Raw genomic sequence first — 26,027 nt, forward strand, 5'->3', positions numbered from 1 at the left:
ATTTTTTTATCTTTGCGTTATGAACCAGCTGATTTCCCATATAGAATATCTTTTACATACACACAATTGTGTAATTGTTCCTTCACTGGGAGGATTTGTTGTGAATACGGCTCCTGCCCACAGAAACGGACTCTCGGTTTTCAATCCACCGGAGTGTGAACTGGTATTTAATCGAGAGCTCTCCCACAACGACGGATTATTGGTGGAGTCTTACATGCGTATTGACGGCATTTCTTTTGAAAACGCCACACAAAAAATCAATGACTCCGTGCGACAGATTAAAAACCAGTTACGTTCTGAGAAATCTGTCGATCTGGGCGATCTGGGAAGTTTCCGGATGGTGGATGATCAGCGGTTTGTTTATCAGTCAAAAAATTTTGTGCGACCCGAACACTTTGGGCTTTCCAGTGCTTCCTTGAAACCCGTAATTCAGCTGCAGCCGGCTGCACAGTTAGTCGAAATACCGGAAAGCAGCAAGAAATCCATTGTAAGGAAAGCAGGCATTGGTGCAGCTGCAGCAGCGGTTATTGCCGCTATAATGCTTCTTTTCCCCATTCAGGACAGTACTCTTCGCCATCAAACGGCTCAATTCTTCTCCCTCGGTTCAGTCCCATCCGTTGCGGCTGGAGTTGTTTCCGGGGAAACGCCGGATCTTAGTGAAAACATTACCACAACCCAACCCGAAGTAGAAGCTACGCTGTCATCGGAAGGCCCCAAGTTTTACATCGTGACCGGTGTTTATCAGGTTCGCAATGTAGCCGATGACATGATTGCCCTGTTGCATTCCGAAGGATTTTCAGCTGCTTCCGTTATCGATCGCCCCAATCGTATCGATGTTTACGCCTTGTCTTTCTCTACACGCGAGGAAGCTGAACAAAACCTGAAACAGCTCAAAAAGGATTTTCCCAATCACCGGGATGCCTGGGTATTGAAAAGGTGATCGTTTACTCCTGAATATAAATCCCGTCCCGCGGTAACAAATTCTTTAAATTAGCCATGTTATAAACTGTAACCGCCTGCGTTACGGATGTATAGTCCATGTACTCAGGAATGCTTAAGTTATACAGGTCGCGGGTAGTATGCCAGATTTCCCGGTAACTGAAATTATACCCTAACGGATCCGTATTGCTGAAAGCAAGAGTCGGAACGCCATTCATAGCAAAATAGGCATGATCGCTACCTCCGGCAGTAATGGGGACAGCACGAGGAGGTTGTGTGCTTTTTTCAACGGTGAAAGGAATCTGAGGGTTGTAATCGGCTAACCCCTCCGTACATTTTACAATATCGTCGTACATATTTTCGGGAACGTTCAACCCCGATGCGGCGGTTGGACCGCCGTCACGGTTAAAATAATTGGATATCTTTTTCAATTTATCCGGATTGTTCTCCACCCAAAATTTAGAGCCCAACAACCCAAACTCTTCTCCTGCCCAAAAACAAAACAAAATCGTCCTGTCGGGACGGTTTCCTCCGGCAGCCATGATCATCCGCGCCATTTCCAGATTAGGAGCAACGCCCGTCCCACAATCAACCGCCCCAGTGGAGGAATCGTAGGAGTCCAGATGACAGCCGCTCATCACGTATTCATCCGGATATTTCGTCCCCCGGATCTTTCCTATCACATTGTGGTATTTTACCGGTCCGGGTTTGAAATGGTTGCGTATGTCAAATTCCAACATTACAAACTCCCTCCTTTCCACTTTTTTTCGAATAATATTATACTGATCTTCATTCAATTTTATATCGGGAATGGTGGGCAGGTTATCAAACGACAAGCTGTAAATATTTTTCCGGTCATACATCGCCACCAGTGGAACCGGAGCCGACTGGATCGTTCCCAGAATTCCGGCTTCCCTCATCTCCTTATAGAATAATGCCGGCTCGGTGATTTTGTCAGAATCGTTTGGAGATGCTTCTTTTTTGGCAATGATGGCACTCCGCAGGGAATCTCCGCTTACAGAGTGATCAATAGGAAAACCGGTATTCTGTCCTTCAATCAACACCCATGCTCCTTTCAATTTCCCCTTCATCCGTTCAAACTCCTGCCGGGTTTTGGGTTCAACAACCACATGTCCGCGTTGTACTCCTTTTGTTCCGGATGTATAGCTAGGCGTTACAAAATCGAGTGACATGGAGGTATCACTGTACATTTTCCCAAACCAGGGGCCCCGGTTAAAACCCACGGGCATTTCTCCCACTTCCTGAATTTCCACTTCCAACCCCCACTCCTTCAGTTTACCGGCCACCCAGTACGTAGCATTTTCATAAGCGTCGGAACCTATCGGCCTACCGCCGATCCGGTTGGTGAGTATATCCAAATGTTGCATGGTGCGGTTATCCGTTTTCCCAATCTCCATGATTTTTTTGCTTACTTTATTTTGCGCTCCGACAGGTAGACTTCCTATCAGCAGAACGAGGAAGCAAACTTTTCTGATAATATGCATTTGAAATGTATTTTTGATTTTTTTACAAAGATATTCATATTTGCGTAAAATCCGCCATCAAACTTCCTTTCAAAAAGGAAACCTCCCGAATACTTTTAACTTTTCTTATGCAGTGATTTTGAAAAATTGGGCATCTCTTAAGAAACAAATGATTAATTTTGTTATAGATAGCAGGTAACAGATATTAGACTGAAATCTGTCAGAAAGGCGGTCTGATTTTGATAGTGTAACGGCCAAAATATACAATATGAAGATTCCGCAACAACTTTTACTTCTGTTTTTCCTGATGTTTCTGGTGTTTTATTCGGTGTGCGCACAAGAGAACCCCATCAGAAAAGATAGTTTAAGGATAATCCCGAAAAATCCGTTGTCCTTGCCCTCCGATTCTGCTGCACCGGGTGGTGTTTCCGTCATTATTCCCACCATACACCCGATCGTGGGAAAAGACGGGCTTCAATACAACCGCTTCAACGACTTCACGGTAAATCCTTACCTTATGTCTCGCACACAACCATCGGGCGTTCAGTTTTACGGTACCGGATCGGATAATATTAATTCCAAATCACGAACAGCCGTAGCAACCTATTCACCGGTTCCGAGAATAAGCCTTTATTCTGCAGCTACACTGGGATTAGTGGAAACCCCTTTTTTTGGGAAAGGAAACTATTATATACTGAATGCCGGAGCCGGTTATCTGCTCGCGCCCAACCTAAACGCCGGAATATCGGCCATGTATAACTCAAATTTCGGTGTGCTTCCTTTCTGGAATATTTCCGCCGATTTGCAATACTTGGCCGGCCGAAACCTGATGCTCGAAGGCAGTTTAGGCTACATGCAAACCGGCGCCAATATGTTTGGGCTGAATCAATCGGCCGTCTTGGTGGATTTACATGCCCGATACCGATTATCCGACGACTGGTTCCTGAACGCCTACGGTGGATTTCCCGTTTCGCAAAACACTAACCGACCGGCCACGCCCATGTTGCCGATGCTAAACAATACGTATTACGGAGGAACGGTTGAGTACTGGTTTCAACCCACTGTTGGTGCGGAAGCAGGTTTGATTTGGATACGCGATATGTTTTCGGGCAAGATGCGCCCGCAGCCGAAACTGGAACTTAAGTTCAGGCCGGGAAGGGGTAAATGATTCAGATTTCCACCAGCCCTTCTTTAATGGCAAACTTCACCAAATCAACGAGATTGGAAAAGCCTAATTTTGCCAGTATATTGCTTTTGTGCGTTTCTACGGTACGTATGCTGATACACAAACGGCTGGCAATTTCTTTCATTGATTTACCATCGCACAGCAGGCAGATTATCTCTGTTTCACGTTCAGAGAGAATGGATTCTGATGGCGCCGCCGGTGAAATTTGTTTTTTATAATTGAAAATCCCTTTTTTGCGCGGGCTATCTTTTTGATATTGTTGTGCCAGATAAATTTCGTACATCATTTTGGCAACGCTCCGCCCGAAATACGGGTTGCCCCCTGCTACCGTACATAATGCCGCCTGCAAATCTTCCCTGCGCGCCAATTTATTCAGGTATCCGTCCACGCCTATTTCCAGCAATTCGGTAATCAATTCTTCTGAAACCTCGGAAGAGAGCATGATGATTTTCATTTCGGGATATTCCAGCCGGAGTTTGCGCGCTATTTCCACTCCCGACAAGTCGGGCAGCATAATGTCCAGCAGCGCCATATCGGGAATATCGCCTTTTTGCAGAAACATGAAAAACTCAGCGGCAGAACCCGCCTCTCCAATTATTTCGCATGGACACTCAGTTAGTTTAGACATCGAGGATCTTATTCCTTCTCGATACATGGCGTGGTCGTCAACTAAAATTACTGTATGCATATTTTTTTAAGTTTGAAGATTTAATGCGGGGTTGTGTGCTTGCTGCCAAGCCTGTGGAATGTATGGTTGGAATTTAATCGTTCAGTCTGTTTTCAACATCCATCCGTTGATGCAACACCCTAATTATTTCAACACAACTCTTTTCAAGGTTAATTCTGTAAAAGATGAAATGTGATTTTACTTTTGAACGAAAATATCCCTTTCTTATTTTGCCGTAATTTTTTGCTGCCTTTGGATTATTGGCTATATATTCTATTTCGTCAAGAATTAAGCCGACATATCTATCAGCTTGTTCTATTGACCACGTTTCAAAAGTATAAAGCCAAATTTTTTCAAGGTCAGCTTGAGCTTCATTACTGATTTTCAACTCCATTATTGGGCAATTTATGTTTTTGATGTAAATTATCTAAAAAAACTTCTCTATTGAAGTTCTTAATGAACCCCGATTGCTCTCCTTTTTTAAGTTCCTTAATCAATTCCGTTTTTTTAGCTTCTTCATGTTCAAACATTCTGAGCGCCGCCCTCACAACTTCACTTGCCGAAGAGAATTTTCCGGATTCAATTTGCTTGTTTATAAAATTATTGAAATAGTCGCCAAGTAAAATGGATGTATTTTTAGCCATAATTAAAAATTGTTTTTGCGAAAATACCAATTATTGGTACACCTTGCAAACCTCCACGAGTTAAATATATAAAAAAACGTTTTCACCGCCCAAACCCCTAAATATCAAACCCCACCTCCGTGCCTTTTCCTTTCACGCTGTGGATAATAAGTCGGCTATTGTTTCTGACAAGCATTTCTTCACAGATAATCAGTCCCAGCCCGCTACCTGTTTCTCCGTGGGTGCCGTTGGTTGATTTGCTTTCGCCGAGCGTTACTATTTTTTTCACATCCTCTTCACTTATTCCCACGCCGTTGTCTTTTATCCGAAGCGAAACACCCGTTTCATCACACGTTACATCGACGTTGATTTCTCCTTCTTCGGGCGTGAATTTCACGGCGTTGTTCAGCAGATTGCGCAGCACCGTGTGTATCATCTGGCGGTCGGCGGTAACCATACAGCGTTCATCGCTGTTCAACCGCAGGGTTATTGCTTTGTTTTGCGCGGGCAGCCGGTAAAGTTCCATTACCTCCCTCATCATTTCAGACAAGTCAAACAGCGATGGGCGGTATTTCATCTCGCCGGTTTGCATGCGCGCCCAGTTGAGCAGATTTTGGAGCAGCTCCAGCTGGGTTTCAATTGCCCGGCGGAACTCGTTCAGGTTTTTCAGCAAGGAGTCCGTGTTATAATCGTCAAAACTTTCAAGCATATTCTCCACGGCCATGCGCTGTGCGGCTACGGGCGCTTTCAGGTCGTGCGAAATTATGGAGAACAGTTTGTCTTTGGTTGCATTCAGTCGGTGCAGACGCTTGTTCTGCCTCCTGCGGATACGGTACATGACGTAAAACATCCCCCCGAGCAGCAAGGCAGATACAGCGACAACCGCCAGCAGCAGGCGGTGCGTCCGCGCGAGTTTGACTTCCTGTTCCTTCCCCTCCACGTCATGCTTCACCCGCATCTCCTGCAGCGAGCGGTGCAGGGTGTAGTCCGACTGGCGGCGCATCAGTTCATGAAACCGTTGATGGCTGTTTATGGTCATTTTCACGTCGCCGAGATGCGCGTAAATCCCTACCAGATGGTCATACATCTGTATCAGCATGGCATAGTGAGTCGGCTCGCACATTTCTATTACTTTATGCGCATAGTTCAATGCGTTATTGTAGTCTTTCTCCACCCGGTAGTAGCGCACATAATTGGCATAAGTGCCCAGGGTGAGCAGCGGGATATTCTTCATGGCAACCAATTCCATCGCTTCGTCCAGATACTGCTTCACTTTCACTTGGTATTCGGGTAGCAGGGGGTCGGTATAGCGATTCAGGTTGGTGTAATAGGCGGCATGCAGGTTCAGGTTTTGGATCATGTACAGGGTATCTTTCAGTTGCTTTGCAGTTTCGAGCGATTTAGCCGCCAGCGCGAGGCATTCCTCGTTGCGCTCGAGTACGGAATACAATTGCGACAACGAATTTTCGACCATCATCACCTCTCTATTCAGGTGATTTCGTTCTGCCAGTTTTTTGGCTTGGAGCATATAATCTTCTGCCAGCGAATCATTATACATCAGGTAATGCACTTTGCCAACAGCCAGCATCGACAGGGCGGTCAGCCGGTTGTCTTTGTGTTTCTTGCTGATATCGTAAGAGAGGATGGCATCTTCGAGAGCCGTTTCAAAAAAGGTAAGGTTTCCCAGCACGCGGCTTCGGAGAAGGAGAGCCTCCGCCCTGCGCGCGTAATGGGCGGTGTCTTGCATGCCTGCCAGGGCAAGGTCGAGGCATACCAGCGCCGAGTCGTTTTTGGCGTTCAGGTAATACTTATCCGCTTTGGCATAATAGTCGCCGCTTTCGGATAAAGCCCGGCAGAACAACGTGGAGTACATGGCGGCAAGCAGGATGACAATGAAGATTTTTTTCATACGATTAAAACTATTATTTTCAAAGGTATCGTATGAAACTCGCTTTTAATCATGCACATGGGTGTAACTAATTTAGATGCTCGTTTCATAAACTTTAATCAGTAGTTGTTTTTATCAAAAAATGATTTTAGTACTACGAACGCGATTTTTTTCTGACACGACAAATATACAAACGTTTTTTAACACAACCAACCATTTTGTTAAAAATAAATACAGAAATCTCATGTTTCGCACTTCCCTCAAACCATTGACAAAGAAATAGAAGGGAAATGCATTATTATCTATATCTCTGTACTATAACATTTTATATTTTACAATTTCTCAATCGTCCTTAACCATCACCGAACAACACAGTGCAATGATCATGGATTCTGCTTTTGGATTGGCCAACATTTTTTCAAGTAAATCATCGGCATCCATCTCCAATACCTCGCATACTGAGCAGACTAACTCGATGAACAGCCCCCATAGCCGTCTGTCGAGTGTTTCCCTGAGCACATCGGCGTTCATTGACCGATAAAGTGCCCCTTTCGACTCGTAGTTATCGTACCGGAAACGCAGTGTCAATAACAGATAGGCTATCATGCTGATGGTCGTTTCTGCTACCTGGGCGTCAAAGTTACTGGATTGACATCTTCCCAGGTTCAACAATTGCTTCGATTCTCGATTGAACACCTCCACAACCCATCTTACCTGGTAATGCCCGATCAATCCCTTGAACGTCAGTTTCGTGTCCGTCGTCAACAAAACCTTCCATTTGTCATTTTTGCCCCGACGACTAAAGAAAAGGCAGATCTCAACACCTTGGTACAGCACCCTGGCCTGTTTGTACTGGTAACCCAGGGAACGGCAGCGCCTGGGTTTGCCCAGCATGTTATTGATCTGGGCGTGAGTCAGGCTCTTACCCTGATACTCAAACTTAGTCTTTGCAAACTTGTACATCCCGATCAGGTGAACTTCCTTGTCCTTCACACTCCGGATAGCCTGTATCAACGCATCGCAAGTAAACCAGCTGTCCACCAGGACGTAATCAACACGAAGCCCGCGATAGATGGCCGTGAAAAACATCCGCAGGACCATCTGAATCTTGTTCGTGTCCAGTTCTTCCACACGTTTAGCGGTGTACGAGTCCTTGATACGCTTGCAACTGTATTGCTTGCGGATCTGCTTTTTGGTCATCCCAAACGGGCGTTCCTGCTTTTTCCCTTTTTCCCGGTGAAGACTGAAATCCAGTGGTATGGAGGACTTACCGTCCCAGTACATCATCACCAACAGCTTGAATCCAAGCACGTAGCTGTTGGTTACATGATCCCATACCTTCCCGATCTTCTCTATACGCTTCCCGGTTTTAGACAGGGTGGTGTCATCGAAGATCAGGTAACGGGATGAGGTATCATCTACATCACTATCTTTGGACGTCACCGTCAGAAAACGATGCACAAGATGCCACATAAGCATCCGCCAGCATATGATGGAACTGTTCTTCAAGCGATAGAACACATCCTTGCCCATGGTGGAACCTTCACCTGTGGGGCTGTTCAGATAGGAGTTGACCGTCTTGTCTGAACTGACCACCATGGAGACCAGCAGGGCCAGGACCATTTTAAAATCATATCCCCGGGTCTTGAACCATTTGAACTCAGAAAGACCTTCGCTTAGCTTCAACGCCTTGAAGCGGCTAAAAATATCTTCAGCGGAAACCCTGCCGGGGGTAAAGTCCGCTTTCAACTCTTGAATCTTTTTAATATCTTTGTCCTGCAGCATATTTTAATGGTTTGGTTTCCATCGCTAAGATAATCATTTTCAATGATATATTAGCTAAAATATGCTGCTTTTTTTATCTCTTATCCTCTGATTATCAACTTCATTTTTAACTGCGAAACATCAGCAGAAATTAATAGAAAAGCATCTGCTCACGTGCGCGGGTTAACATTGCCACTCGCACACGTGTCATAACTTCTACATTTTGCACAAAACACGTACGTAAAACCCGCAATTTTAACATTTAAAAATACGTGTTTTTACGGATTGACAGCCCCCTGTTTATCCCCTAATTTTGCGATGTATATGAATGCAGGCATTTTAGTATAGGAAAAGAATGAGCGGAAAAGACAATATCGGGAAAGATGCGGAAAGAATACGGCAGATTTTGCGGCAGTTGGCTGACTCGTACAAGCAGTTTCTGGATGCCTTGAACGGCGCGCTGCCCCCGCCTCCGAAAAAGAGCGATGAGCAAGGAGAAAAGAGCGAAGAGTAAGGAGTGATGAGGAAATCTTACCAACATCAGTATTAATATAAAAACAGAACAGTTATGAAGTACAAATTAATTGAGCGGGAAAACCCGCAAGACCGCAGCCAAAAGAAATGGTACGCGCAGCCCGTCAACGAAGGAAGGATAGGACAAAAAGAAATCGCGACAGACATCATGGACTTATCGTCCTTGTCGCGCGGCGATGTGTCCAACGTCATCGAAAGCCTGATAGCCACCGTGCCCCGCTACCTGCTGATGGGCAAGAGCGTAAACCTAGGCGACCTGGGCACGCTGCGCCTCTCGTTCTCGAGCGAGGGAACAACCGACCCCAAGGCATTCAACACGGGCATGATTTCGGGAGTGAAAGTCATCTTTACCCCGAGCGTGGAGTTCAAGGAAAAACTGACCAAAATCAGTTTCGAGAAAGCCGAATAAGAACAGACGCGCCGGACGCTTGAATTTTCCCACGCGCGTAAAAATATTTAGGCACGCGAGAAAATAAAATTACCCACGTGAGAGAAAACATTCGCGCACGTAGGCAAGAACAAGCGACAAGTGGACGAGCCCCCCCCACGCGGGAATTTGCTTAACAAAAACCCCCAAACGACCGAACGCATAAACTTTTTAACATCCCGATGCTTCGGGACAACAGTTCAACGATTCAACAGTTCAACAATAATCAATAACAATTGGTAAATAAAAGCACATGAAAAAACTAATTGCAATCCTCATCCTTGCATTGGCGGTACAAGTTCCCGCGCATGCGCAGCTCGGCGGGCTGCTCAACAAAGCAAAAGACGCCGTGAAAAAAGAAACCCAAAAAGCAGTGGACAAGGCGGAGGAAAAATTGGACAGGACAGCTTCCGCTGGAACATCCGGCGCAGCATCCGGCAGCGGGAAAGCCGTTGCTAAAGGCGAAATCCCCAAAGGGACAAAAACCATTTATGTTTCGGCAAACAAAGGAAGCAACCGTAATGACGGCAGCAAATCATCGCCACTCAAAGACTTACAGCGCGCGGTGGACGATGCGCCCGAAGGAGCCGTCATTCTGGTGGCCCAAGGAAATTACCTGGGAAAATTAGACGCGGGGTACATTTCCATCAAGAAATACATCTCCATCGTGGGCGGCTACTCCGATGATTTCTCCGAGCGCGACCCGCTGAAATACCGCACCATGATACAACCCGGTTCCGCTGCCGGAGGCACCAACGCCAACTACGGGCTGCTCGACATCTACGTGCGCGGCAAACGCACAGGCGTAATTCTTATAGACGGAATGATTTTAGACAAAGGACAGATGAACAAATACGTCATCCCCAATCCGCCTAATCCAAAATTCAAAGCGCCCGAAGGGTTGGAATCGAGCCTGCTGAATCCTCCCGGAAAACAAATCAACCAGCCTTCCATGAACGGAATTACAACAGTTTCCAACCAACTGATACACGGCGATGTAGAAGGTCAAGTTACCATTCGCAACTGTGTTTTCCTGAACGGAAGCCATTTTGGCATACAAATGGGCAATATCGGCGGGAATTGGAATATCTATAACAATGTATTTCTCGCCAGCCGGATGGCGGCGTGCGAAGTACGCAGCATGAACAAAACGCCCGGCGAAGCTGCCGTAGAGTTTCACAACAACACCGTGCTTTTTACCTGGCGGAGGGACTGGGTGCCGAGCGACAAAGACATGGGATACGGATTCCGCTATATGACAGGAATAAATGCCGATGTGTATAATAACATTATAGGGTGCTCCGATTTCTCGGCTTTAGACCGTACATACGTGGATGCCGACAAAAGCAAGGAAGCAGCCCGCAAAACATCGGCTTGGGACAACCTCTTTTTCGGAAACATAGAAGCCGACCTCGCGATGCCGTCAGGCGGCGGAAAGTTCTTACGCGTCTTCGCTAAAAGTTTCGAAGATGTAGATCAATTAGTGAAATACGAGGGCAACCGCGAAATGACCGATGCCGAAGTGAAGACATTCAGCAAGGCGGTAGATGACGCCTACCTCAAAGCATTTCTGAACATGGAAGGTTCGTCTGTATCTACCCACAACCCCAACTCTTCGGAAAATATCTTCCGCTCGGCGCTGGGGATGAACATGCGCGGCACAGAGAGCAACTATACATCCATGTACGGCAATATCTATCCGCTCGAAAAAGCATTCGACCTGTTTGGAGCCATGCCGAAGTATGGGGCGCAGATGATTGAACAGATTTAGCGGTGAGCAGTGAACGGTGCACGAAACAATTTTATAGTTTGAAACAAGTAAACGGATGAACACCCAAACACCCAAACAACTATGAACCAAGGAATCTTACAATCAATCGAAACAAGGCGGGAGTCGTTGTACAGCGCTTTTAATTTACCGCCGGAAGCAAAGAGCAAAGCCGAAGAGCTGTTTTCGCGCATGGAGGAATTCGGGAAGACGTGCGAAGACCAAGCCGATTTTGAGAAAAAACTCCTCAACTCCCCATTAACCGACGAATACCACAAGCTTTTTGAAGGATTTACACGCTACGCGAAAGGAAGAGAACAACTTCCTACATCCGAAGAACTTATCAAGGGCGCCGTCAGCTCCAGCATAGAACACCGTGCAAAAGTGGGACTGCGGGCAAGGATTTTCAGAATGATGCCCGAATCAATACAAAATTGGATGGTGCGCGGAGCGTACAACATACCCATAATCGGCGACATTCTCTCTGCCCGCAATCAGGTAGATATGGTGCGAAGATTTACCGGAGGATTTAACGATGATGAAGAGGATGACACAAAGCCGGAAGGAAAAAAAACAAAATTACAAAAAGAGAAACAAGTAACTTAATGTGCCAATAACCACCTCATCGGTAAAATAAACAGCAAAGACAAAGCATGCCTTGTTTCAACAACCCAACGCCCAAACGAGTGAAGCGTCCCTGCCTGCGGTAGGCAGGCAAACACCCAAACACCCGAACAATTAACTAATCAACAAATTAACTAAAAATAAAATGAAAAAAATAATTGCAATTCTCATCCTTGCATTGGCGGTACAAGGTACCGCACAAGCGCAGCTTGGCGGGCTGCTCAACAAAGCAAAAGACGCCGTGAAAAAAGAAACCCAAAAAACAGTCAATAAAAGCACAGAACGAACCGAAACAAAACTTTCGGAACAAGCGGAAAAACAAATATCACAGTCCACCGCTTCCACTACAGATATTGACCCCTATTTGGGCGTATCTATGAGTCAACTGAAAGCATCGTACGAAAAATTGGACCCCAATATTTACTATGCCCCTTATCATAGAGAGCCAAACTTTTTCTACGCGAACAGCGGCAACGAAACCAACAATTTGTTTATGAGCCAGCGCACGATTTTAGCATGGCAGATGAGTTCGGGAAAAGATTCACCGCCCGTAGTTTACGAGTGGGGAAAAGGATTCCCCGGCATCCCTGCCGAGTTTATTATCAATGCCAATTTTGCTGTGTTCAAAGCTTTTCCCAAGCAAGCCTATCCGCTATTCTTAGAGGCGCGCACCTTATTGCGTGCTATGGAAAATGGAAAAATCAGAGTAGATGTGGAAGACGCGAGCACAATATGCGGCTACAAAAAAGGAGATGAACTCTTTTTCAAAGCCTCCCCCGATAAGAAACACGGGTTCGGATACAAACGCGGTTTGATTGAATACGTCGGCGATGTGAATGCGCCTGCATCTGACCTGATTAAACAGTGGAAAGCCGAAGAAGCGAGGCTGCTGAAACTCTATAAAGAAAACACACCTTTTGAAAATGTAAAAAACACATTCTTCAACACCATGGTAGAATCTGTAAACCTGAGCAAGCAGCAAAACTGGGGCATCGGGCTATACAAAGGCTATCAATTGGAGCTGGCGGCTGAGGATATGAAAACGCACCCCAAAAAGGTGGAAGACAAAGATTACAATGACGGATTGGCATCGTACGAAAAACTATCCAAAGACAATTATCCCAAATGGGAAAAACACATAAAATCCCAATGGATGGATATCTTGGAAGCATACGACTTCAATGCGCTGGAGAAAGTACCGAAAGCTGCTATCAGCAACCCAAAATTAGAGGCAGAGATGATAGCCATTGCCAAAACAATTTACGACGATGGACGCGTACCCGTGAAAGCAGTTATCAAATATCCCGACTGGAATTATACCCGCAACGCGTTTGGCGTTATCATAGACCGCTATCACACGGCTTACATTATTTTCAAAATGAAAGACGGCACACACCGCATGGTGGATATCGGCTTCAAACAACTGTACAACGGCAGCTCGTACGGTAAGACCCAACTGCGGGGCATCGGAACTAACAACCTGACCGTAGAATATCCGTAAGCGGGTAATCGGTCATAGTTTGAGAAACTAACAAGTTGGATAACGGTAGTATGATGTTGAGATGCAATGACCTCGCTCGCGAGGATTTGCAAACCGAAGCCCCGGCGAAGACGACGGTCCTATTATCTGTTGGCTGTTAGCTGTTAGCTATTGGCATTATCCAAACACCCAAACAACTAAACAACCAAACAACTAAACAACTAAATAACTAAACATCCAAACATAACGTAAAACAAAAAAAAATGAAAACTAAAAATTTATTTACATTACTCGCCATCCTCGCGTTGATTCTATCAGCAGGATGCCAGCGTACCGATTTCGATGAAATCCTGCGCAGACAAGAAAACCAATTGGTAACACTAAACGACCACGAGGCGCGCATAAAGACTCTCGAAGACCTCGTGAAGACAGTAAACACCGACATTGCCACCATCAAAGGACTGGTTGATGCCTTAGAGAAAAAAGTAAGCATCGTATCGTACAAACCGTTGGCAGACGGCACAGGCTATGAACTCTCCATGAGCGACGGCTCAAAAATCACCCTTAAAAATGGCGATAAAGGAGATAAAGGCGATAAAGGAGACAAAGGAGACAAAGGAGACAAAGGAGACAAGGGCGATACCCCTATTGTTAACGTAAAACTCCACACCGACGGCGTGCTCTATTGGACCATCAACGGCGAGTGGATGCTCGATGCCAAAGGCAATAAAGTACCTGCCACAGGTAAAGACGGGCAAGACGGCAAAACGCCGCAAATGCGCGTGAACACCACCGGAAACTGGGAAATGAGCCTCGACGGAGGAACCACCTGGCAAGAAGTGAAAGATACCAACGGCAACCCCGTGAAAGCTATTGGAAAAGACGGAAAAGACGGTGTTGACGGAAAAGACGGTATTGACGGAAAAGATGGACAGGATGGAAAAGATGGACAGGATGGAAAAGATGGTGTTGACGGAAAAGACGGTGCCGATGGTGCCACCGGACCGCAAGGACCCGCCGGACAACCCGGCGACGCCAACCTCACCATCACCGAAACCCCCACTGCCATCATCATTGTATATAAAGGCGTTACATACAAGATTAGTAAAACGGGATTAACTCCCGATGATGCGTTACGCAAATACGCCTATGTAACATTCGGGATACAATCAGGATCAGGATCAGGAACAATCACAGCTAAAATGTCCGATGGCACGCCTGTTACTAGCCCTTCAGTTGTTGATGTTACTAAGGGACCTGTAACATTTACGGCTACACCCGCCGAAGGCTATGAAGTGATGCAATGGTTGGATGACACCGAAACAGTCTTGCCCTTCCCCGGAAAAGTGTATTCAAAAGCATTGCACAGTTATCACGGAACTGCCATTGTCAGAGTCGAATTTGACGAAATTGCAGCTACTTCCATTGATCCGGCGCTTATCATTGGCAATTGGAAGTTGACAATGATAAGGAGTTTAAAAGATGGAGAATGGAAATACGCGATTCCCCCAACCTACTCGGTGCAGTTCCTCACCACGAGCACAGGGGTGGTCAACGGCAGTAATTTCACCTATACCATCAGCGGGCTAATGCTTACACAAAGTTCAGGTTATATTGATGTCGCCAGCGTAAAAATACGTAAACTTACCGCTACCGAGCTTGTATATTCCCACGATTATTCAGACGGTATGCATAGAAGGTATTATTTCACAAAGCAATAATTCTTCCGCGCTCTCTCCCCCTCGTTTGCAGCTGGGGGCTTTGGAGCTGTCGATTTCAGAACAGTCGGTTACCCTGTGGCAAGCGGGCTAACCGGCTACTAAAAAAACATCAGCTAAATTAAAAAGAACAATGGAAACAAAAACCATAAAAAAAGCGCGTTTGCTGTACAGACGCCCCCTTACCGGACGGGTAAAAGAAAACCTGATAAAAGTAATAGAAGACCAACCGGTGAAACGCAGTCCGGGCATTATTACAATAGGCGGTGAAGACTGCGGGCCTATTATAATAGTGGATTTTGGTCCCGCACCCCAACAACCGGTGGGAGACCCCCGCGTGATGCAAACAGTAAAAAACGCCATAAAAACAGGCAGTATAAAACGAACTTCTGCCGGCGGTATTACCACGCTTACCATTTCCCAAAAGGGCATTGCTCCTATCCGGGTAATCGTTATTGAAAAGACCCCCCGACGCGGGGATTTTTAACCCAAAGCCCCGACGGAGACAAACCCATTAGCACGTTCTGAAAACGGATGAAAAGTATCGGCTGTTAGCTGTTAGCTGTTGGCTGTTGGTATTATCCAAACATCCAAACAACTAAACATCCAAACAACCAAACAACCAAACGAGCGAAGCTCCAAAACATCCGAACATCCGAACGAGCGAACAAACAAAAACAACGTAAAACAAAAAAAAACAAGTTTATGAACAAAACAAAAATAATCCTTCTAGCCCTGCTCACTGCACTATGTATAGGCGTGCAGGCGCAAACAAATTCCGAAACACCCACGGAACAACAAAGCAACCCGCGCGGCTTTTACCTCGGCGCGCAGGCACATTCCCCCCTTATGTGGGGCGACCTCTTTTCGCTGGGCAAAGAAACCCGCCCGGGCTACGGCGGCGGCGTGTTTGCCGGATATACCATCGGGGGATGGTTTTCGCCGGAGCTATCGTTCGATTACGGTATCGGACGCCTCGGCGCCAAAGAGCATCAGATAAACGACTACTTCAACAAAGCCGGTATCATCAAGTATGTACAGTACGCCCCCACGGATATGAAATTGGGCGATATTTACAGCAAAGCCCAATATATGCAAGCCGGGCTGCGCCTGCAAATGGGTTTGGTGAGCCTTATCCGCGGCGGGCACTACACGCCGTTCGATATTGAGCTGGCGCCGGCAATATATGCCCAAAAGTTCTCGCCCACCCTCTATGCCGCCGCCGACAACAAGAAATTAGACGGCTACGGCATCGCCGAGAGTGGCTGGAACTATGCCGCGGGCGGAGACCTGGGGCTGCGTTACCGCTTCTCGCCCAAAGTATCGGCACACCTGCGCGGCGGCTTGCTGTGGATGCGCAACGAAGCCTTCGAAGGCGTGAACAACGACCCCCTCTGGCGCGTGAACCTCATGGCAAACGCATCGGTGGGCGTAACCTTCCATCTGGGCAAAACCGCACCCAATCCCGTAAAGACGGACGGACAGACGTCTATGGTTCCACCCGCACCCGATGACAGCGACCAAAAAGCCGCCGAAGCCGAACGCCTCCGTCAAGAGCAATTGGCACGTGAGCAGGCTGAAAAAGAAGCGCAAGCTAAAATGTTGGCAGATGCCGAAAAACAACGAATGGCAGATGCTGAAGCCAAAGCCAAAGCATATCAGAACGAAGTGGCGGCGCTCCGCATTCCTCCGGTTTATTTCCGCAGGGGAAGCGCTGTTATACACAAGGATATCAACGAAGAAAACCTGAATGAAATCCTCCGTGTTCTCCATGCCTACCCCGAAACGGCAATCCGCATAGAAGGCTGGTGCGACGTAACGGGAACGGAAAGGATTAATGCGCTTCTTTCACAGCAACGAGCCGACTCGCTCCGCAACTATCTGACCGGCAAAGGTATTAATTCCCAGCGTTTTGTATCAGCAAAGGGTATGGGTGTGGATGAAGTAGGCGGATATAGCCAAGAAGCGAGAAGAGTTGTCGTAACACTAAGTTTGGAATAGGAGTGGCGGCAGGAATGTCGCCACTCCCAAGCCTCCGCCCTTTCGACTTCTTTACTCCTTCACCACCTTGTATGTGCCAGTGTCTTTGGCGGTACGGAGTTTGAGGATATAGACGCCGCTGTTCAGGTGCGATATGCTTAAACAGCGGCAAGTGCGGCTTTTTTCTCCTTCCCGTGCTTGATTAGGTAGAAAATCAGCGCGCCTGAAACAACCAATAGCGCTATCGCTATTACCGGCCTGTATGCCAGCCACGCAATGGCGATAACCAACACGCTCCACGCAATGCCCGCTACCGCAACTATCAGCCCTACACCCGCTCCAACGATATTTGCCAAAAAGGGAAGGACTTTAAACAGCGTTTCGACAATGCTGAACATAGCACGCAGCCCGCCGATAACCATCAAGACGCCTACTAACCGAAGCATCCACGTCATCATCGAGTTTTCGGAATGGGCATCGGCAAACATTGTTTCGGCGCCGACCGTCCCCTGTGCCACGCGGGATACGGTTTTGCCGTTTTTTGCCACATACTTTTCAAATGTGTTTCCGTTTACTTTTGCCAAAATAGAAATATCGCACGGCTCGGTCTTAGTTATCGTTACCCGCACATCGCCTATCTGCGGATTGGTGGACGACCCGCCCATATAAACGATATCATATTTATGCCGAATACACTGGTTCTGGCACATTATTGTTGGGCAACAGGTTCTTAATACCTCCCACCGGCATCGCCATTGCCAACACGCCCATCTATACCTGGCCCGGGAAATCAAACGATATCGGCCTCACGCTTACTCCCACGGTAAACGACCCCGAATTTATAAGATGGTTACAGAGCAATAGCAACACCTCCCCGGGGATAGGATTGAATAAAGATACGGATACGGGTAGTAAATGGTCGGCGCGGTTCAATAGCACCAATAACCCCGGCTATCAAGCCGCTGAAGGCGTAAAATTCACGCTTACCGGCAGGCTGCCCAACAATTCCGAGGCAACCACCGACATATACGCACGGTTAAACATGTGGGGGCGTTGGGGCAATGACTGGAACAGCGGCACTGTTGTGTGGATGAACGTCGGTTCCGGTATATCGTGGGCGAAAGCTAGCACCACCTTAAAGGGAAGAGCCTATTATGCCAAGGATGCCACGCAATTTGCGAAACCTACCGATATCAATGGCGATAATAATCTAACCAAGATACCCACAACGGAATACACCGTCACGTCGAGCGATACGCTCAAAGAGGTTACCATAACCTACACCTTCGGCAACCAAACCTTTACCGATGTATTGATGTTGCTGAAGAACTAAATTCACAAGTTTCCCAAGTAGCTGCTGCTTCCAAAGCAGCCGCTACTTTGAGAAGCCTCCGTAGCTCGCGCACTTCTGTGAAGTGTGTGTACAATCTTTTGCAAAGACGACAACCGTTTGCCAATCACAAAAGATATCCAGATGTTTGTATCTACAATGATTTTCATCGCTTATAGCGGACGGCATATAACTCATTCAAAATCTCATCATCTGAAATGGGTACATCCTTCGGACGCGATTTAATAAAGTCACCCAATACGCTTTTCTTAGTTTTCACACTCCAGCCCATTTTCTTGGCCAATGTGTTGAAAAACTGATAATCGGTTGCGGGCAATTCAATGTAGAAACCTTTGGTTGATGTGTTCATAACAACATATTTTATGGTTACAAATATAAATTATTTATCATATAACCACAAGAATAAAACAGCAAAATCGGTTTTTGGTTCATTATTTCCATATAGATGTAGCGCGTTGAAGTATCCCCCGCTCGCGCAAGTTCCTCGTCAAAACGAGCGAACAAGTTCGAGCGGTAATTTGTGTCATAAAGAATTCGAACCCTAATACGCATGTTACATTATCAAATTGCCGGACATACCGTAGCCATTGAAACGCCCGATGCATCGGCAACGGCAGCGTTGCTGCCCAATTTCGATCTGTTTCGTGTTCATGATGCGGCAAACGGCGTGCTGTTCCGCTTGTCGGGCGATCTGCCCCTTGCCGTTCCCAGTTGCCCGCGCTACGACAGTTTCGAGTGGAACGGCATCCAATACGAAGTATATAATACTCCCGGCGGATGGACAATAACCATGCAACTGAACAACTGCAAACAGGTGCTCTATGCCACCCACGACTGGCAGCATATATATACCGACCTGTCGCTGGTGACGAAAAATGAGGCGCTGTTTCTCAATAATTTCCTCGTCATGGCTTTCGGGATGGCATCGGCCCCGGTGAAAACCGTAAAAATGCACGCTTCGGTAATTGAGGCGGATGGCAAAGCGTTGCTGTTTCTCGGCAAAAGCGGTACGGGCAAAAGCACTCACAGCCGCCTGTGGCAGGAATTTGTGCCGGATTGCGCGTTGCTGAACGATGACGAACCGGTGGTGCGCCTTTGTTCCAATGGTATGGTGCGCGTATTTGGTACACCGTGGAGCGGAAAAACGCCGTGCTACAAAAACCGGTCGGCAGAAGTTGCCGCTTTCGTGCACCTGTATCAGCACCACGAAAATAAACTCACGCAGCAGAAAGGGCTGGCCGCCATTTCATCGTTGCTGCAATCTGCCAGTGTGATGCGTGCCAACTCGCACAACAAGGAACTGATAACCTATACCCTGAGCGACATATTGAAACGCACGCCTGTTTATCGCCTCGATTGCCGTCCCGACCGCGAAGCGGTGTCCCTTACGGAACAATTGCTGGAGAGAAGTGCCCTGTAGCGAAATTATCGACATTGAACTCACGCAGAATATCCTGGGCGGAAGCGTACCCAACGTGCCCGGAGAACCCATGTGGGCGTAATAAGTTGGCAGTTAGCATCAGACATCACATAGCCCACAGCCATGGCTCTTGGTTCTAAAATCTTTAAAACAAATATGAAAATCAGAAACTTCTGAACAGAAACCACGCAACAACAAGCGTCAGGACAATATTAAATCCCTGCGCAATAAGAAACGACCAGATATATTTTGAATTTTCTTTCTTGAAGATATCCCTGAAGCTGGTTTCCAGGCCAATGCAAACAAAAGCCAACGAGAAGAGCAACCCGCGCGATTCCTGGGCAATTTTCGAGAGACTTTTCCCGGTTGCCGGTTCAAAAGCAAAGCTGAAGATCAGCGATGCCACAAGAAACCCAAGGACAAATTTTGGGAAACGCTCCCACAAAACACTCCCCGAAGGACGAATATTGGAATTTGTACCTTTGTAAGACCAGTAAATGGATATAGCAAAAGCAGCAACACCCAGCAACACGTTTTGCGCCGATTTAATGATAACGCTGTATTGCTCTGCCGTTTCCCCGATGAATTTTCCCGAAGCCACCACGGCAGCCGTAGTATCAATAGTGCCTCCCAACCAAGCCCCGGCCACCTGCTCACTCAATCCCATCCATTTGGCAAAGAAAGGCAGGATATACATCATCGGGATAGCGACAATAAGAACAAGCGAAACAATGAAAGAGAGTTTTTTAGGGTCGCCCTTGATGGCTCCGCAAGTAGCAATGGCAGCAGAAACACCGCAAATGGAAACTGAGCTCGATAACATCATGGACATTTCAGAATCAACACCCATCTTCCGCGAAACCCAGAAACTGAAATACCACACGCTTAGCACCACAATTACGGCTTGAATCATACCCAGGCTGCCCGCCCTCATAATTTCTCCGAAAAGGATGCTGCTACCCAGGATAACCAAGCCCGCTTTTATGTAATATTCACTCCGGACGGCAGCTCCCATCCATTTGGGTAATCCAATCGTATTACGCACAATCAATCCTATCAGAACAGAGAAAAAGACCGATTCCAGCCCCATTTTTTTCACAAAAGCCACATCGGTTATCACATCAGCCAACAAGGCAAGTGCGTAGATAATGATAAAGGATAAGATAAATTGTCCCTTATCTTTGTTTCCTAAAAAAAGATATCCCAGGTAGGATAACACGGCAATTGATGTAAACAAAACTACCGGATTTTTCATGTAACCCGGCATCAATATGACAAGCAACAAAATGACTCCACCAATGAGCGTAGCCGTCCAGTCTTCGTTCTTTAAGGATTTTAACATTTTGAATGAGATTTTTGATTTTCTTCGCCAAAGGTATAAATAAATTTTATTTCTCATCCGTTATTTACGTCATTTCGTCGATACAATCCATTCGTTTGTCTATTTCATTTGTTATCCAGGTGACATCCGGTTATTTTTGTTCCGGTTTTAACAGCGAATTTGCAGTTTTGGTCGATCGCTTATCAAAATCAGTTAAATTAATAAACGTATGAAAAGATTTGTTTTATTTATCGGATTACTACTCATCGGGGTGTCAATTTTCGCTCAAAATAACGGAAGAATTACGGGGAAAATTGTCGATCAGGAAACAAAAGAGCCTGTTGCCCAGGCCAATGTTCGCATTTTACATCAGAAAGATAGCCTGTATCTCAACGGAGTAGCCAGTGACCAGGAAGGTAATTTTGCCATATCGGTTCCTTACGGAAACTACATCATACACGTTACGTATGTTGGCCACCATGATCTTTTTCGTAATGTGACCATCAGTAATACAAACAGAACGGCTAATTTAGGTAGCGTTGAGCTCGGAACAGACAATATCCTGCTCGATGCGGCAGTGGTAACGGCAAAAGCTGCAGAAATTGTAGTCAGGGGAGATACCGTTGAATACAATGCTGACTCGTACAAGGTGACCGAAAGTGCTATTCTCGAGGATCTGCTGAAAAAGATGCCGGGGATTGAAATAGATTCGGAAGGGAAGATAACCGTTAACGGCCGTGAAATAAAAAAAATCATGGTAGACGGTGAAGAGTTTTTCAGCACTGACCCGAAAGTGGCCTCGAAGAATCTGCCCGCCAAAATGGTCGAAAAGTTGCAAGTCCTTGACCGGAGAACAGATATGGCGCAGATGACCGGATTTGATGACGGAGAAGAAGAGACCATCATCAACCTGATGGTAAAACCCGGGATGAAAGAAGGTTTGTTTGGTAACGCCTTTGTGGGATACGGCACAAAAGACCGGTACGAAGGGAATGCGATGGTCAATTATATGAAGGACAAGAACCAATATACTGTTTTGGGTGGTTTTAACAACACCAACAATGCCGGATTTTCCGATTTGGCATCTTCGATGTTTGGAAGTGGAGGTGGTGGAGGTAGAAGGATGTTCTTTGGCGGACGAAGCGGAATCACCACATCCGGAAATGCAGGTTTTAATTTCAGCCAGCAATTTACCAACAAACTGAAGCTCGGCGGTAATCTCCGGTATGGAAATACTGACAACAATACACTTTCCAAAACACATACACAAAATATTCTCAGCAGTGGTAACACATTGGAAGACGAAAATAATTCCAGCAACAATTACAGCCAGAATGTCAACATGGACCTGCGCCTGGAATGGACACCCGATACGTTGACGAGAATTATTTTTAATCCTGAAGGATCGGTTTACAACAATCGAAGGACTGAGCTCAGCGACTTTCTGACCACAACCGAAACCCTGGAGGATTCCATAAATTACGGAGATTCAAGATATAATTCCACGGGTGACGGAAAGAACCTTTCTGCGCGGTTGGATGTGAGCCGTACACTCGGTAAAAAAGGCCGTATATTGAGTGTTCAGTTGCGTGGAGGAATGTCCGATTCTGAAAATGAAGGGACAAATCTATCCAACACTTTTTACAACGGAACGAAACCCGATGACCTTATTGATCAGCGGTTTGTCAATACCAATGATTCCAAAAACTGGCGCGGTTATGTATCTTACGTTGAGCCGTTGGGAAACAACAACGCTATTCAGTTTGCCTATCAGTATCGCCAAAATATTTCCGGATCGGATAAAGATACCCGTGTTAAGGATGAGTCAGGTAATTACACGGTTTTAGATGAACAGTACAGCAAACGTCTGGAAAATAATTTCACCAATCAGGAGATTGAGTTTAACTTTCAGTCTGTTCGTCAGAAGTACGATTATACGATTGGGTTCTCTGTACAACCTTCAAGCTCGCAAAGCAAAACGTTTATAGGAGACAATAAAATCAGTGATTTTACCCGAGATGTGGTCAATTACGCACCCATGGCGCAGTTCAACTACAGATGGACACGACAGCATAACCTGAGGCTCCGTTATTTTGGCAATACCGATCAACCTTCGGTAACCCAACTGTCTCCGGTAGTGGATGTTTCGAACCCGCTGAACATCACTTACGGGAATCCCGATTTGAACCCATCCTTTGAACACAGGCTGAATCTTCGGTATCAGAATTTTAATCCCGAAAAGAACCGTTCCATGGGTTTTTTTGGAGACATCCGTTACCTGACTAATGATATCGTTTCATCCACCATGACCGACCGGGAAACGGGACGCAGGGAGACCACGTATGAAAATGTAGCGGGTAACTGGAATGCCAACGGCCGTATGATGATGAACATCCCGTTGAAGAACATCAGATTCTCTGTTTTCTCCATGTCATTTGCCAGCTATAATCATGCAAACGGTTTCTCTAATCTGGAGAAAAACCTGAGCCGCAGGCTCAATCTGGGTGAAACGCTCGGGTTAAATTACCGGTCTGACCTGATAGATTTTGGAATCCGCGGTAACATTAGCTATAACAAAGTAAAAAATAGCCTGGAAGGACAACAAGACCAGGAGTTTCTTAATTACGGTGGAAATGCCAATACCACCCTTTACCTTCCCTGGGATATGTCCATTGAGAGCGATATCAACTACAGTACCAATTCAGGTTATTCCGATGGTTTTACGCAAGACGAGTGGTTATGGAATGCTTCCATTCAGAAGCAATTGTTTAAACAAAAGAACGGCACCATCCGTTTAAAGATATATGATATTCTGCAACAACGCAGCAACATCAGTAGATCTGTGACGTCCAACTATATTCGTGACACAACAACCAACACGCTTACCACCTACTTCATGGTACACTTTGTTTATCGTTTCAATATTTTTAAAAATGGAGCAACACGAGAAGACATGATGCCTCAGCACGGTCCCGGTCCCGGAAGAGGTTTTGGACGTGGCCATGGCGGTTAATGCTACGGAGACACCTTTAATTACCCAAATTTTAAACTGGATTTACAATGGAAAATCGCATCAGGAACAACACGACCAATACATACGCAGTCATTCTTGTGCACATTTTATTGTGGAGCATGATTGTGGTTGCACCCTATTTTTTTATTGACCGGGAAAGGCTTTTTCGCTGGGACCTGTTCATCCGTTCAACACCCGATACATTGGGGTTGTTGCTGGTTTTCTATATCAATTATTTTCTGCTGATAAAACAGTTTTTATTTAAAGGGAGAACAAGGGAATTCATTTTATATAACTTGCTGTTGATCGTTGCCGCTGCCGTACTCATGCATTTTGGAAATGATTTGTTGCGATGGATAAGCCCGGAACATATGCCTCGACGCGGTGGCCGTAAATTCAGGCCTTCGCCCTGGCTTTTTGTCATCCGGAACTTAACTACTTTAGTAACCATGATGGGATTAAGCGTTGCTCTGAAAATGACTTTTCGTTGGTTTGAAGTGGAGAGTGAGCGGAAAGAGCTGGAAAAAGCAAAATCGGAAGCTGAATTACAAAACATGAAAAATCAGATCAGCCCTCACTTTCTGCTCAACACCCTCAATAACATCTATGCACTGGTGGAATTTAATCCTTCCAAAGCACAACAGGCTGTGCTAGATTTGAGTAAACTATTGCGTCACATCCTTTACGACAACGACAAACCGCTTGTTCCTTTGCATCAGGAAGTGGATTTTATCAAAAATTACGTTGACCTGATGCGGATCAGGCTGTCTGAAAATGTAAAGCTGAACACACAACTTTCAGTAAAAACAAACAGCGGTACACCCATAGCACCGTTAATTTTTATATCTTTGATTGAAAATGCTTTTAAACACGGGATCAGCGGTGATAAACCATCATTTATCGATATTTCTTTGTCGGAAACACCCGATGGAAAAATCGAATTTGTTTCCCGGAACAGTTACTATCCCAAGTCGGAGGCAGACAAGAGCGGTAGCGGAATCGGACTAGGGCTCGTTAAAAAACGGTTGGAAATGGCTTATCCAGGGCGGTATCAATGGGATTCCGAAGTTACCGGAGACACCTACTCCACCACTTTGATCATCAATACGAAAGAAGATTAATAACGTTATGAAACTGAATTGCTGGATAGTTGACGATGAGCCACTGGCATTGGGATTACTTGATTCTTATGTTCAAAAAACACCTTTTTTAAACTCGACCGGCAAATACTCCAGCGCCATACAGGCAATGAACAATATGCCCAACGAGCGCATAGATGTGATTTTTCTCGACATTCAAATGCCTGAAGTGAATGGCATGGAATTTGCACGGTTCCTGGATAAAAACACTCGTATTATTTTCACTACCGCTTTCAGCGAATATGCTCTGGATGGGTACAAGGTCAATGCTTTGGATTATCTACTGAAACCTTTCTCCTACTCCGAATTTTTAAGTGCTTCGAAAAGGGCATTGGAATGGTTTGAAATGAAAGCCGCTTCGGAGGAGAAGGGAGAATCTGAAGTTTCGGGAATTTTCGTCCGCTCCGACTATAAGCTGGTGCATGTCCTTTTTGATGACATCCTATTGGTTGAGGGGTTGAAAGATTATATTAAAATTTTCACCGGTAAAGATCCCAAGCCCATCCTTACGCTCATGAGTATGAAATCGATGGAAGATGAATTGCCAGCTACACGGTTTATTCGTGTACATCGGTCGTTTATCGTGAATCGCGATAAGATTGTCCGGGTAGAAAAAAACCGCATTATCATCGGAAAGCACGAAATCCCTATCGGTGAAACTTACCGCAAAGCGTTTATGGAAGAAATTAATGGGAAGTAAA

At 46.0% G+C, this 26,027-nt stretch carries 24 protein-coding genes; 15 read left to right on the plus strand and 9 right to left on the minus strand.

Annotated features, from left to right (window positions below):
• The first annotated feature begins 19 nt into the window (after positions 1-19).
• Entirely contained in the window at positions 20-940 is a 921-nt protein-coding gene (locus AACM02_RS09665) for an SPOR domain-containing protein (protein ID WP_339116822.1), read from the plus strand.
• A gap of 4 nt (positions 941-944) precedes the next feature.
• On the opposite strand, the gene AACM02_RS09670 is transcribed toward AACM02_RS09665, so the two are convergent.
• Positions 945-2,444, minus strand: a complete 1,500-nt coding sequence (locus AACM02_RS09670) for a M28 family peptidase (RefSeq protein WP_214062135.1) — start codon at positions 2,442-2,444, stop codon at positions 945-947.
• A 247-nt stretch (positions 2,445-2,691) separates the two neighbouring features.
• Between AACM02_RS09670 and AACM02_RS09675 the strand changes: the two genes are divergently transcribed.
• Entirely contained in the window at positions 2,692-3,591 is a 900-nt protein-coding gene (locus tag AACM02_RS09675; RefSeq protein WP_339116823.1) for a hypothetical protein, read from the plus strand.
• 1 nt (position 3,592) lies between these two features.
• On the opposite strand, the gene AACM02_RS09680 is transcribed toward AACM02_RS09675, so the two are convergent.
• The 5 genes from AACM02_RS09680 to AACM02_RS09700 all read right to left on the minus strand — a co-directional run bounded on the left by AACM02_RS09680 (position 3,593) and on the right by AACM02_RS09700 (position 8,572).
• A complete protein-coding gene (locus tag AACM02_RS09680) occupies positions 3,593-4,297 on the minus strand; it encodes a response regulator transcription factor (RefSeq protein WP_339116824.1) in 705 nt (234 codons plus the stop codon).
• 73 nt (positions 4,298-4,370) lie between these two features.
• The gene (locus tag AACM02_RS09685; protein WP_339116825.1) at positions 4,371-4,670 is read right to left on the minus strand and encodes a type II toxin-antitoxin system RelE/ParE family toxin; all 300 of its coding nucleotides are present in this window, start codon (positions 4,668-4,670) and stop codon (positions 4,371-4,373) included.
• The gene (locus AACM02_RS09690) at positions 4,651-4,920 is read right to left on the minus strand and encodes a type II toxin-antitoxin system ParD family antitoxin (protein WP_339116826.1); all 270 of its coding nucleotides are present in this window, start codon (positions 4,918-4,920) and stop codon (positions 4,651-4,653) included. The genes AACM02_RS09685 and AACM02_RS09690 overlap by 20 nt, the downstream gene beginning before the upstream one ends.
• A 97-nt stretch (positions 4,921-5,017) precedes the next feature.
• Entirely contained in the window at positions 5,018-6,808 is a 1,791-nt protein-coding gene (locus AACM02_RS09695) for a HAMP domain-containing sensor histidine kinase (RefSeq protein WP_339116827.1), read from the minus strand.
• Positions 6,809-7,129: 321 nt separating this feature from the next.
• Positions 7,130-8,572, minus strand: coding sequence for a transposase (locus AACM02_RS09700; RefSeq protein ID WP_339115938.1), 1,443 nt, complete (start codon positions 8,570-8,572; stop codon positions 7,130-7,132).
• A 334-nt stretch (positions 8,573-8,906) separates the two neighbouring features.
• On the opposite strand from AACM02_RS09700, the gene AACM02_RS09705 reads away from it, so the two are divergent.
• The 8 genes from AACM02_RS09705 to AACM02_RS09740 all read left to right on the plus strand — a co-directional run bounded on the left by AACM02_RS09705 (position 8,907) and on the right by AACM02_RS09740 (position 17,103).
• The gene (locus tag AACM02_RS09705) at positions 8,907-9,065 is read left to right on the plus strand and encodes a hypothetical protein (RefSeq protein WP_339116828.1); all 159 of its coding nucleotides are present in this window, start codon (positions 8,907-8,909) and stop codon (positions 9,063-9,065) included.
• Between the two features lie 54 nt (positions 9,066-9,119).
• Positions 9,120-9,494, plus strand: coding sequence for an HU family DNA-binding protein (locus AACM02_RS09710; RefSeq protein WP_339116829.1), 375 nt, complete (start codon positions 9,120-9,122; stop codon positions 9,492-9,494).
• A 271-nt stretch (positions 9,495-9,765) separates the two neighbouring features.
• Complete coding sequence (locus tag AACM02_RS09715; RefSeq protein WP_339116830.1) at positions 9,766-11,283, plus strand: DUF1565 domain-containing protein; 1,518 nt, start codon at positions 9,766-9,768, stop codon at positions 11,281-11,283.
• A gap of 81 nt (positions 11,284-11,364) precedes the next feature.
• Positions 11,365-11,886: a hypothetical protein gene (locus AACM02_RS09720; RefSeq protein WP_339116831.1), complete on the plus strand. Its 522-nt coding sequence runs from the start codon at positions 11,365-11,367 to the stop codon at positions 11,884-11,886.
• Positions 11,887-12,049: 163 nt separating this feature from the next.
• Positions 12,050-13,405, plus strand: a complete 1,356-nt coding sequence (locus AACM02_RS09725; protein ID WP_339116832.1) for a hypothetical protein — start codon at positions 12,050-12,052, stop codon at positions 13,403-13,405.
• A gap of 242 nt (positions 13,406-13,647) precedes the next feature.
• Positions 13,648-15,105, plus strand: coding sequence for a PL29 family lyase N-terminal domain-containing protein (locus AACM02_RS09730; protein ID WP_339116833.1), 1,458 nt, complete (start codon positions 13,648-13,650; stop codon positions 15,103-15,105).
• Positions 15,106-15,235: 130 nt separating this feature from the next.
• Positions 15,236-15,589, plus strand: a complete 354-nt coding sequence (locus tag AACM02_RS09735; protein ID WP_339116834.1) for a hypothetical protein — start codon at positions 15,236-15,238, stop codon at positions 15,587-15,589.
• A 272-nt stretch (positions 15,590-15,861) separates the two neighbouring features.
• Positions 15,862-17,103, plus strand: a complete 1,242-nt coding sequence (locus AACM02_RS09740; RefSeq protein WP_339116835.1) for an OmpA family protein — start codon at positions 15,862-15,864, stop codon at positions 17,101-17,103.
• Positions 17,104-17,240: 137 nt separating this feature from the next.
• Here AACM02_RS09740 and AACM02_RS09745 read toward each other — a convergent pair whose 3' ends face one another.
• Positions 17,241-17,792 carry a TMEM43 family protein gene (locus AACM02_RS09745; RefSeq protein ID WP_339116836.1) on the minus strand — a complete coding sequence of 184 codons (552 nt, stop codon included), beginning with the start codon at positions 17,790-17,792 and terminating at the stop codon, positions 17,241-17,243.
• 5 nt (positions 17,793-17,797) lie between these two features.
• Between AACM02_RS09745 and AACM02_RS09750 the strand changes: the two genes are divergently transcribed.
• A complete protein-coding gene (locus tag AACM02_RS09750; RefSeq protein WP_339116837.1) occupies positions 17,798-18,415 on the plus strand; it encodes a hypothetical protein in 618 nt (205 codons plus the stop codon).
• 163 nt (positions 18,416-18,578) lie between these two features.
• On the opposite strand, the gene AACM02_RS09755 is transcribed toward AACM02_RS09750, so the two are convergent.
• Positions 18,579-18,782, minus strand: a complete 204-nt coding sequence (locus AACM02_RS09755) for a hypothetical protein (protein ID WP_339116838.1) — start codon at positions 18,780-18,782, stop codon at positions 18,579-18,581.
• A gap of 201 nt (positions 18,783-18,983) precedes the next feature.
• Here AACM02_RS09755 and AACM02_RS09760 point away from each other — a divergent pair, with 201 nt between their 5' ends.
• Positions 18,984-19,853 (plus strand): hypothetical protein, encoded by an 870-nt coding sequence (locus tag AACM02_RS09760; protein ID WP_339116839.1) that lies wholly within the window; start codon positions 18,984-18,986, stop codon positions 19,851-19,853.
• A 163-nt stretch (positions 19,854-20,016) separates the two neighbouring features.
• On the opposite strand, the gene AACM02_RS09765 is transcribed toward AACM02_RS09760, so the two are convergent.
• Complete coding sequence (locus AACM02_RS09765; protein ID WP_214062133.1) at positions 20,017-21,195, minus strand: YeiH family protein; 1,179 nt, start codon at positions 21,193-21,195, stop codon at positions 20,017-20,019.
• Between the two features lie 208 nt (positions 21,196-21,403).
• On the opposite strand from AACM02_RS09765, the gene AACM02_RS09770 reads away from it, so the two are divergent.
• Genes AACM02_RS09770 through AACM02_RS09780 form a run of 3 tightly spaced genes read left to right on the plus strand, consistent with a single transcriptional unit; the run spans position 21,404 to position 26,026 of the window.
• Positions 21,404-24,187, plus strand: a complete 2,784-nt coding sequence (locus AACM02_RS09770) for an outer membrane beta-barrel protein (RefSeq protein ID WP_214062132.1) — start codon at positions 21,404-21,406, stop codon at positions 24,185-24,187.
• 47 nt (positions 24,188-24,234) lie between these two features.
• Positions 24,235-25,308 carry a histidine kinase gene (locus tag AACM02_RS09775; RefSeq protein ID WP_214062131.1) on the plus strand — a complete coding sequence of 358 codons (1,074 nt, stop codon included), beginning with the start codon at positions 24,235-24,237 and terminating at the stop codon, positions 25,306-25,308.
• Positions 25,309-25,315: 7 nt separating this feature from the next.
• Entirely contained in the window at positions 25,316-26,026 is a 711-nt protein-coding gene (locus AACM02_RS09780; RefSeq protein ID WP_339116840.1) for a LytTR family DNA-binding domain-containing protein, read from the plus strand.
• Position 26,027 lies beyond the last annotated feature (1 nt).

The sequence above is a fragment of the Petrimonas sp. genome, from assembly GCF_963921705.1.
Taxonomy (GTDB): Bacteria; Bacteroidota; Bacteroidia; order Bacteroidales; family Dysgonomonadaceae; genus Petrimonas; species Petrimonas sulfuriphila.

What these genes read in the sequence shown, in the direction of transcription:
- AACM02_RS09665 (WP_339116822.1), top strand. Translation starts at nt 20, where the DNA reads ATGAACCAGCTGATTTCCCATATAGAATATCTTTTACATACACACAAT.
- AACM02_RS09670 (WP_214062135.1), bottom strand. Translation starts at nt 2,444, where the DNA reads ATGCATATTATCAGAAAAGTTTGCTTCCTCGTTCTGCTGATAGGAAGT.
- AACM02_RS09675 (WP_339116823.1), top strand. Translation starts at nt 2,692, where the DNA reads ATGAAGATTCCGCAACAACTTTTACTTCTGTTTTTCCTGATGTTTCTG.
- AACM02_RS09680 (WP_339116824.1), bottom strand. Translation starts at nt 4,297, where the DNA reads ATGCATACAGTAATTTTAGTTGACGACCACGCCATGTATCGAGAAGGA.
- AACM02_RS09685 (WP_339116825.1), bottom strand. Translation starts at nt 4,670, where the DNA reads ATGGAGTTGAAAATCAGTAATGAAGCTCAAGCTGACCTTGAAAAAATT.
- AACM02_RS09690 (WP_339116826.1), bottom strand. Translation starts at nt 4,920, where the DNA reads ATGGCTAAAAATACATCCATTTTACTTGGCGACTATTTCAATAATTTT.
- AACM02_RS09695 (WP_339116827.1), bottom strand. Translation starts at nt 6,808, where the DNA reads ATGAAAAAAATCTTCATTGTCATCCTGCTTGCCGCCATGTACTCCACG.
- AACM02_RS09700 (WP_339115938.1), bottom strand. Translation starts at nt 8,572, where the DNA reads ATGCTGCAGGACAAAGATATTAAAAAGATTCAAGAGTTGAAAGCGGAC.
- AACM02_RS09705 (WP_339116828.1), top strand. Translation starts at nt 8,907, where the DNA reads ATGAGCGGAAAAGACAATATCGGGAAAGATGCGGAAAGAATACGGCAG.
- AACM02_RS09710 (WP_339116829.1), top strand. Translation starts at nt 9,120, where the DNA reads ATGAAGTACAAATTAATTGAGCGGGAAAACCCGCAAGACCGCAGCCAA.
- AACM02_RS09715 (WP_339116830.1), top strand. Translation starts at nt 9,766, where the DNA reads ATGAAAAAACTAATTGCAATCCTCATCCTTGCATTGGCGGTACAAGTT.
- AACM02_RS09720 (WP_339116831.1), top strand. Translation starts at nt 11,365, where the DNA reads ATGAACCAAGGAATCTTACAATCAATCGAAACAAGGCGGGAGTCGTTG.
- AACM02_RS09725 (WP_339116832.1), top strand. Translation starts at nt 12,050, where the DNA reads ATGAAAAAAATAATTGCAATTCTCATCCTTGCATTGGCGGTACAAGGT.
- AACM02_RS09730 (WP_339116833.1), top strand. Translation starts at nt 13,648, where the DNA reads ATGAAAACTAAAAATTTATTTACATTACTCGCCATCCTCGCGTTGATT.
- AACM02_RS09735 (WP_339116834.1), top strand. Translation starts at nt 15,236, where the DNA reads ATGGAAACAAAAACCATAAAAAAAGCGCGTTTGCTGTACAGACGCCCC.
- AACM02_RS09745 (WP_339116836.1), bottom strand. Translation starts at nt 17,792, where the DNA reads ATGTGCCAGAACCAGTGTATTCGGCATAAATATGATATCGTTTATATG.
- AACM02_RS09755 (WP_339116838.1), bottom strand. Translation starts at nt 18,782, where the DNA reads ATGAACACATCAACCAAAGGTTTCTACATTGAATTGCCCGCAACCGAT.
- AACM02_RS09760 (WP_339116839.1), top strand. Translation starts at nt 18,984, where the DNA reads ATGTTACATTATCAAATTGCCGGACATACCGTAGCCATTGAAACGCCC.
- AACM02_RS09765 (WP_214062133.1), bottom strand. Translation starts at nt 21,195, where the DNA reads ATGTTAAAATCCTTAAAGAACGAAGACTGGACGGCTACGCTCATTGGT.
- AACM02_RS09770 (WP_214062132.1), top strand. Translation starts at nt 21,404, where the DNA reads ATGAAAAGATTTGTTTTATTTATCGGATTACTACTCATCGGGGTGTCA.
- AACM02_RS09775 (WP_214062131.1), top strand. Translation starts at nt 24,235, where the DNA reads ATGGAAAATCGCATCAGGAACAACACGACCAATACATACGCAGTCATT.
- AACM02_RS09780 (WP_339116840.1), top strand. Translation starts at nt 25,316, where the DNA reads ATGAAACTGAATTGCTGGATAGTTGACGATGAGCCACTGGCATTGGGA.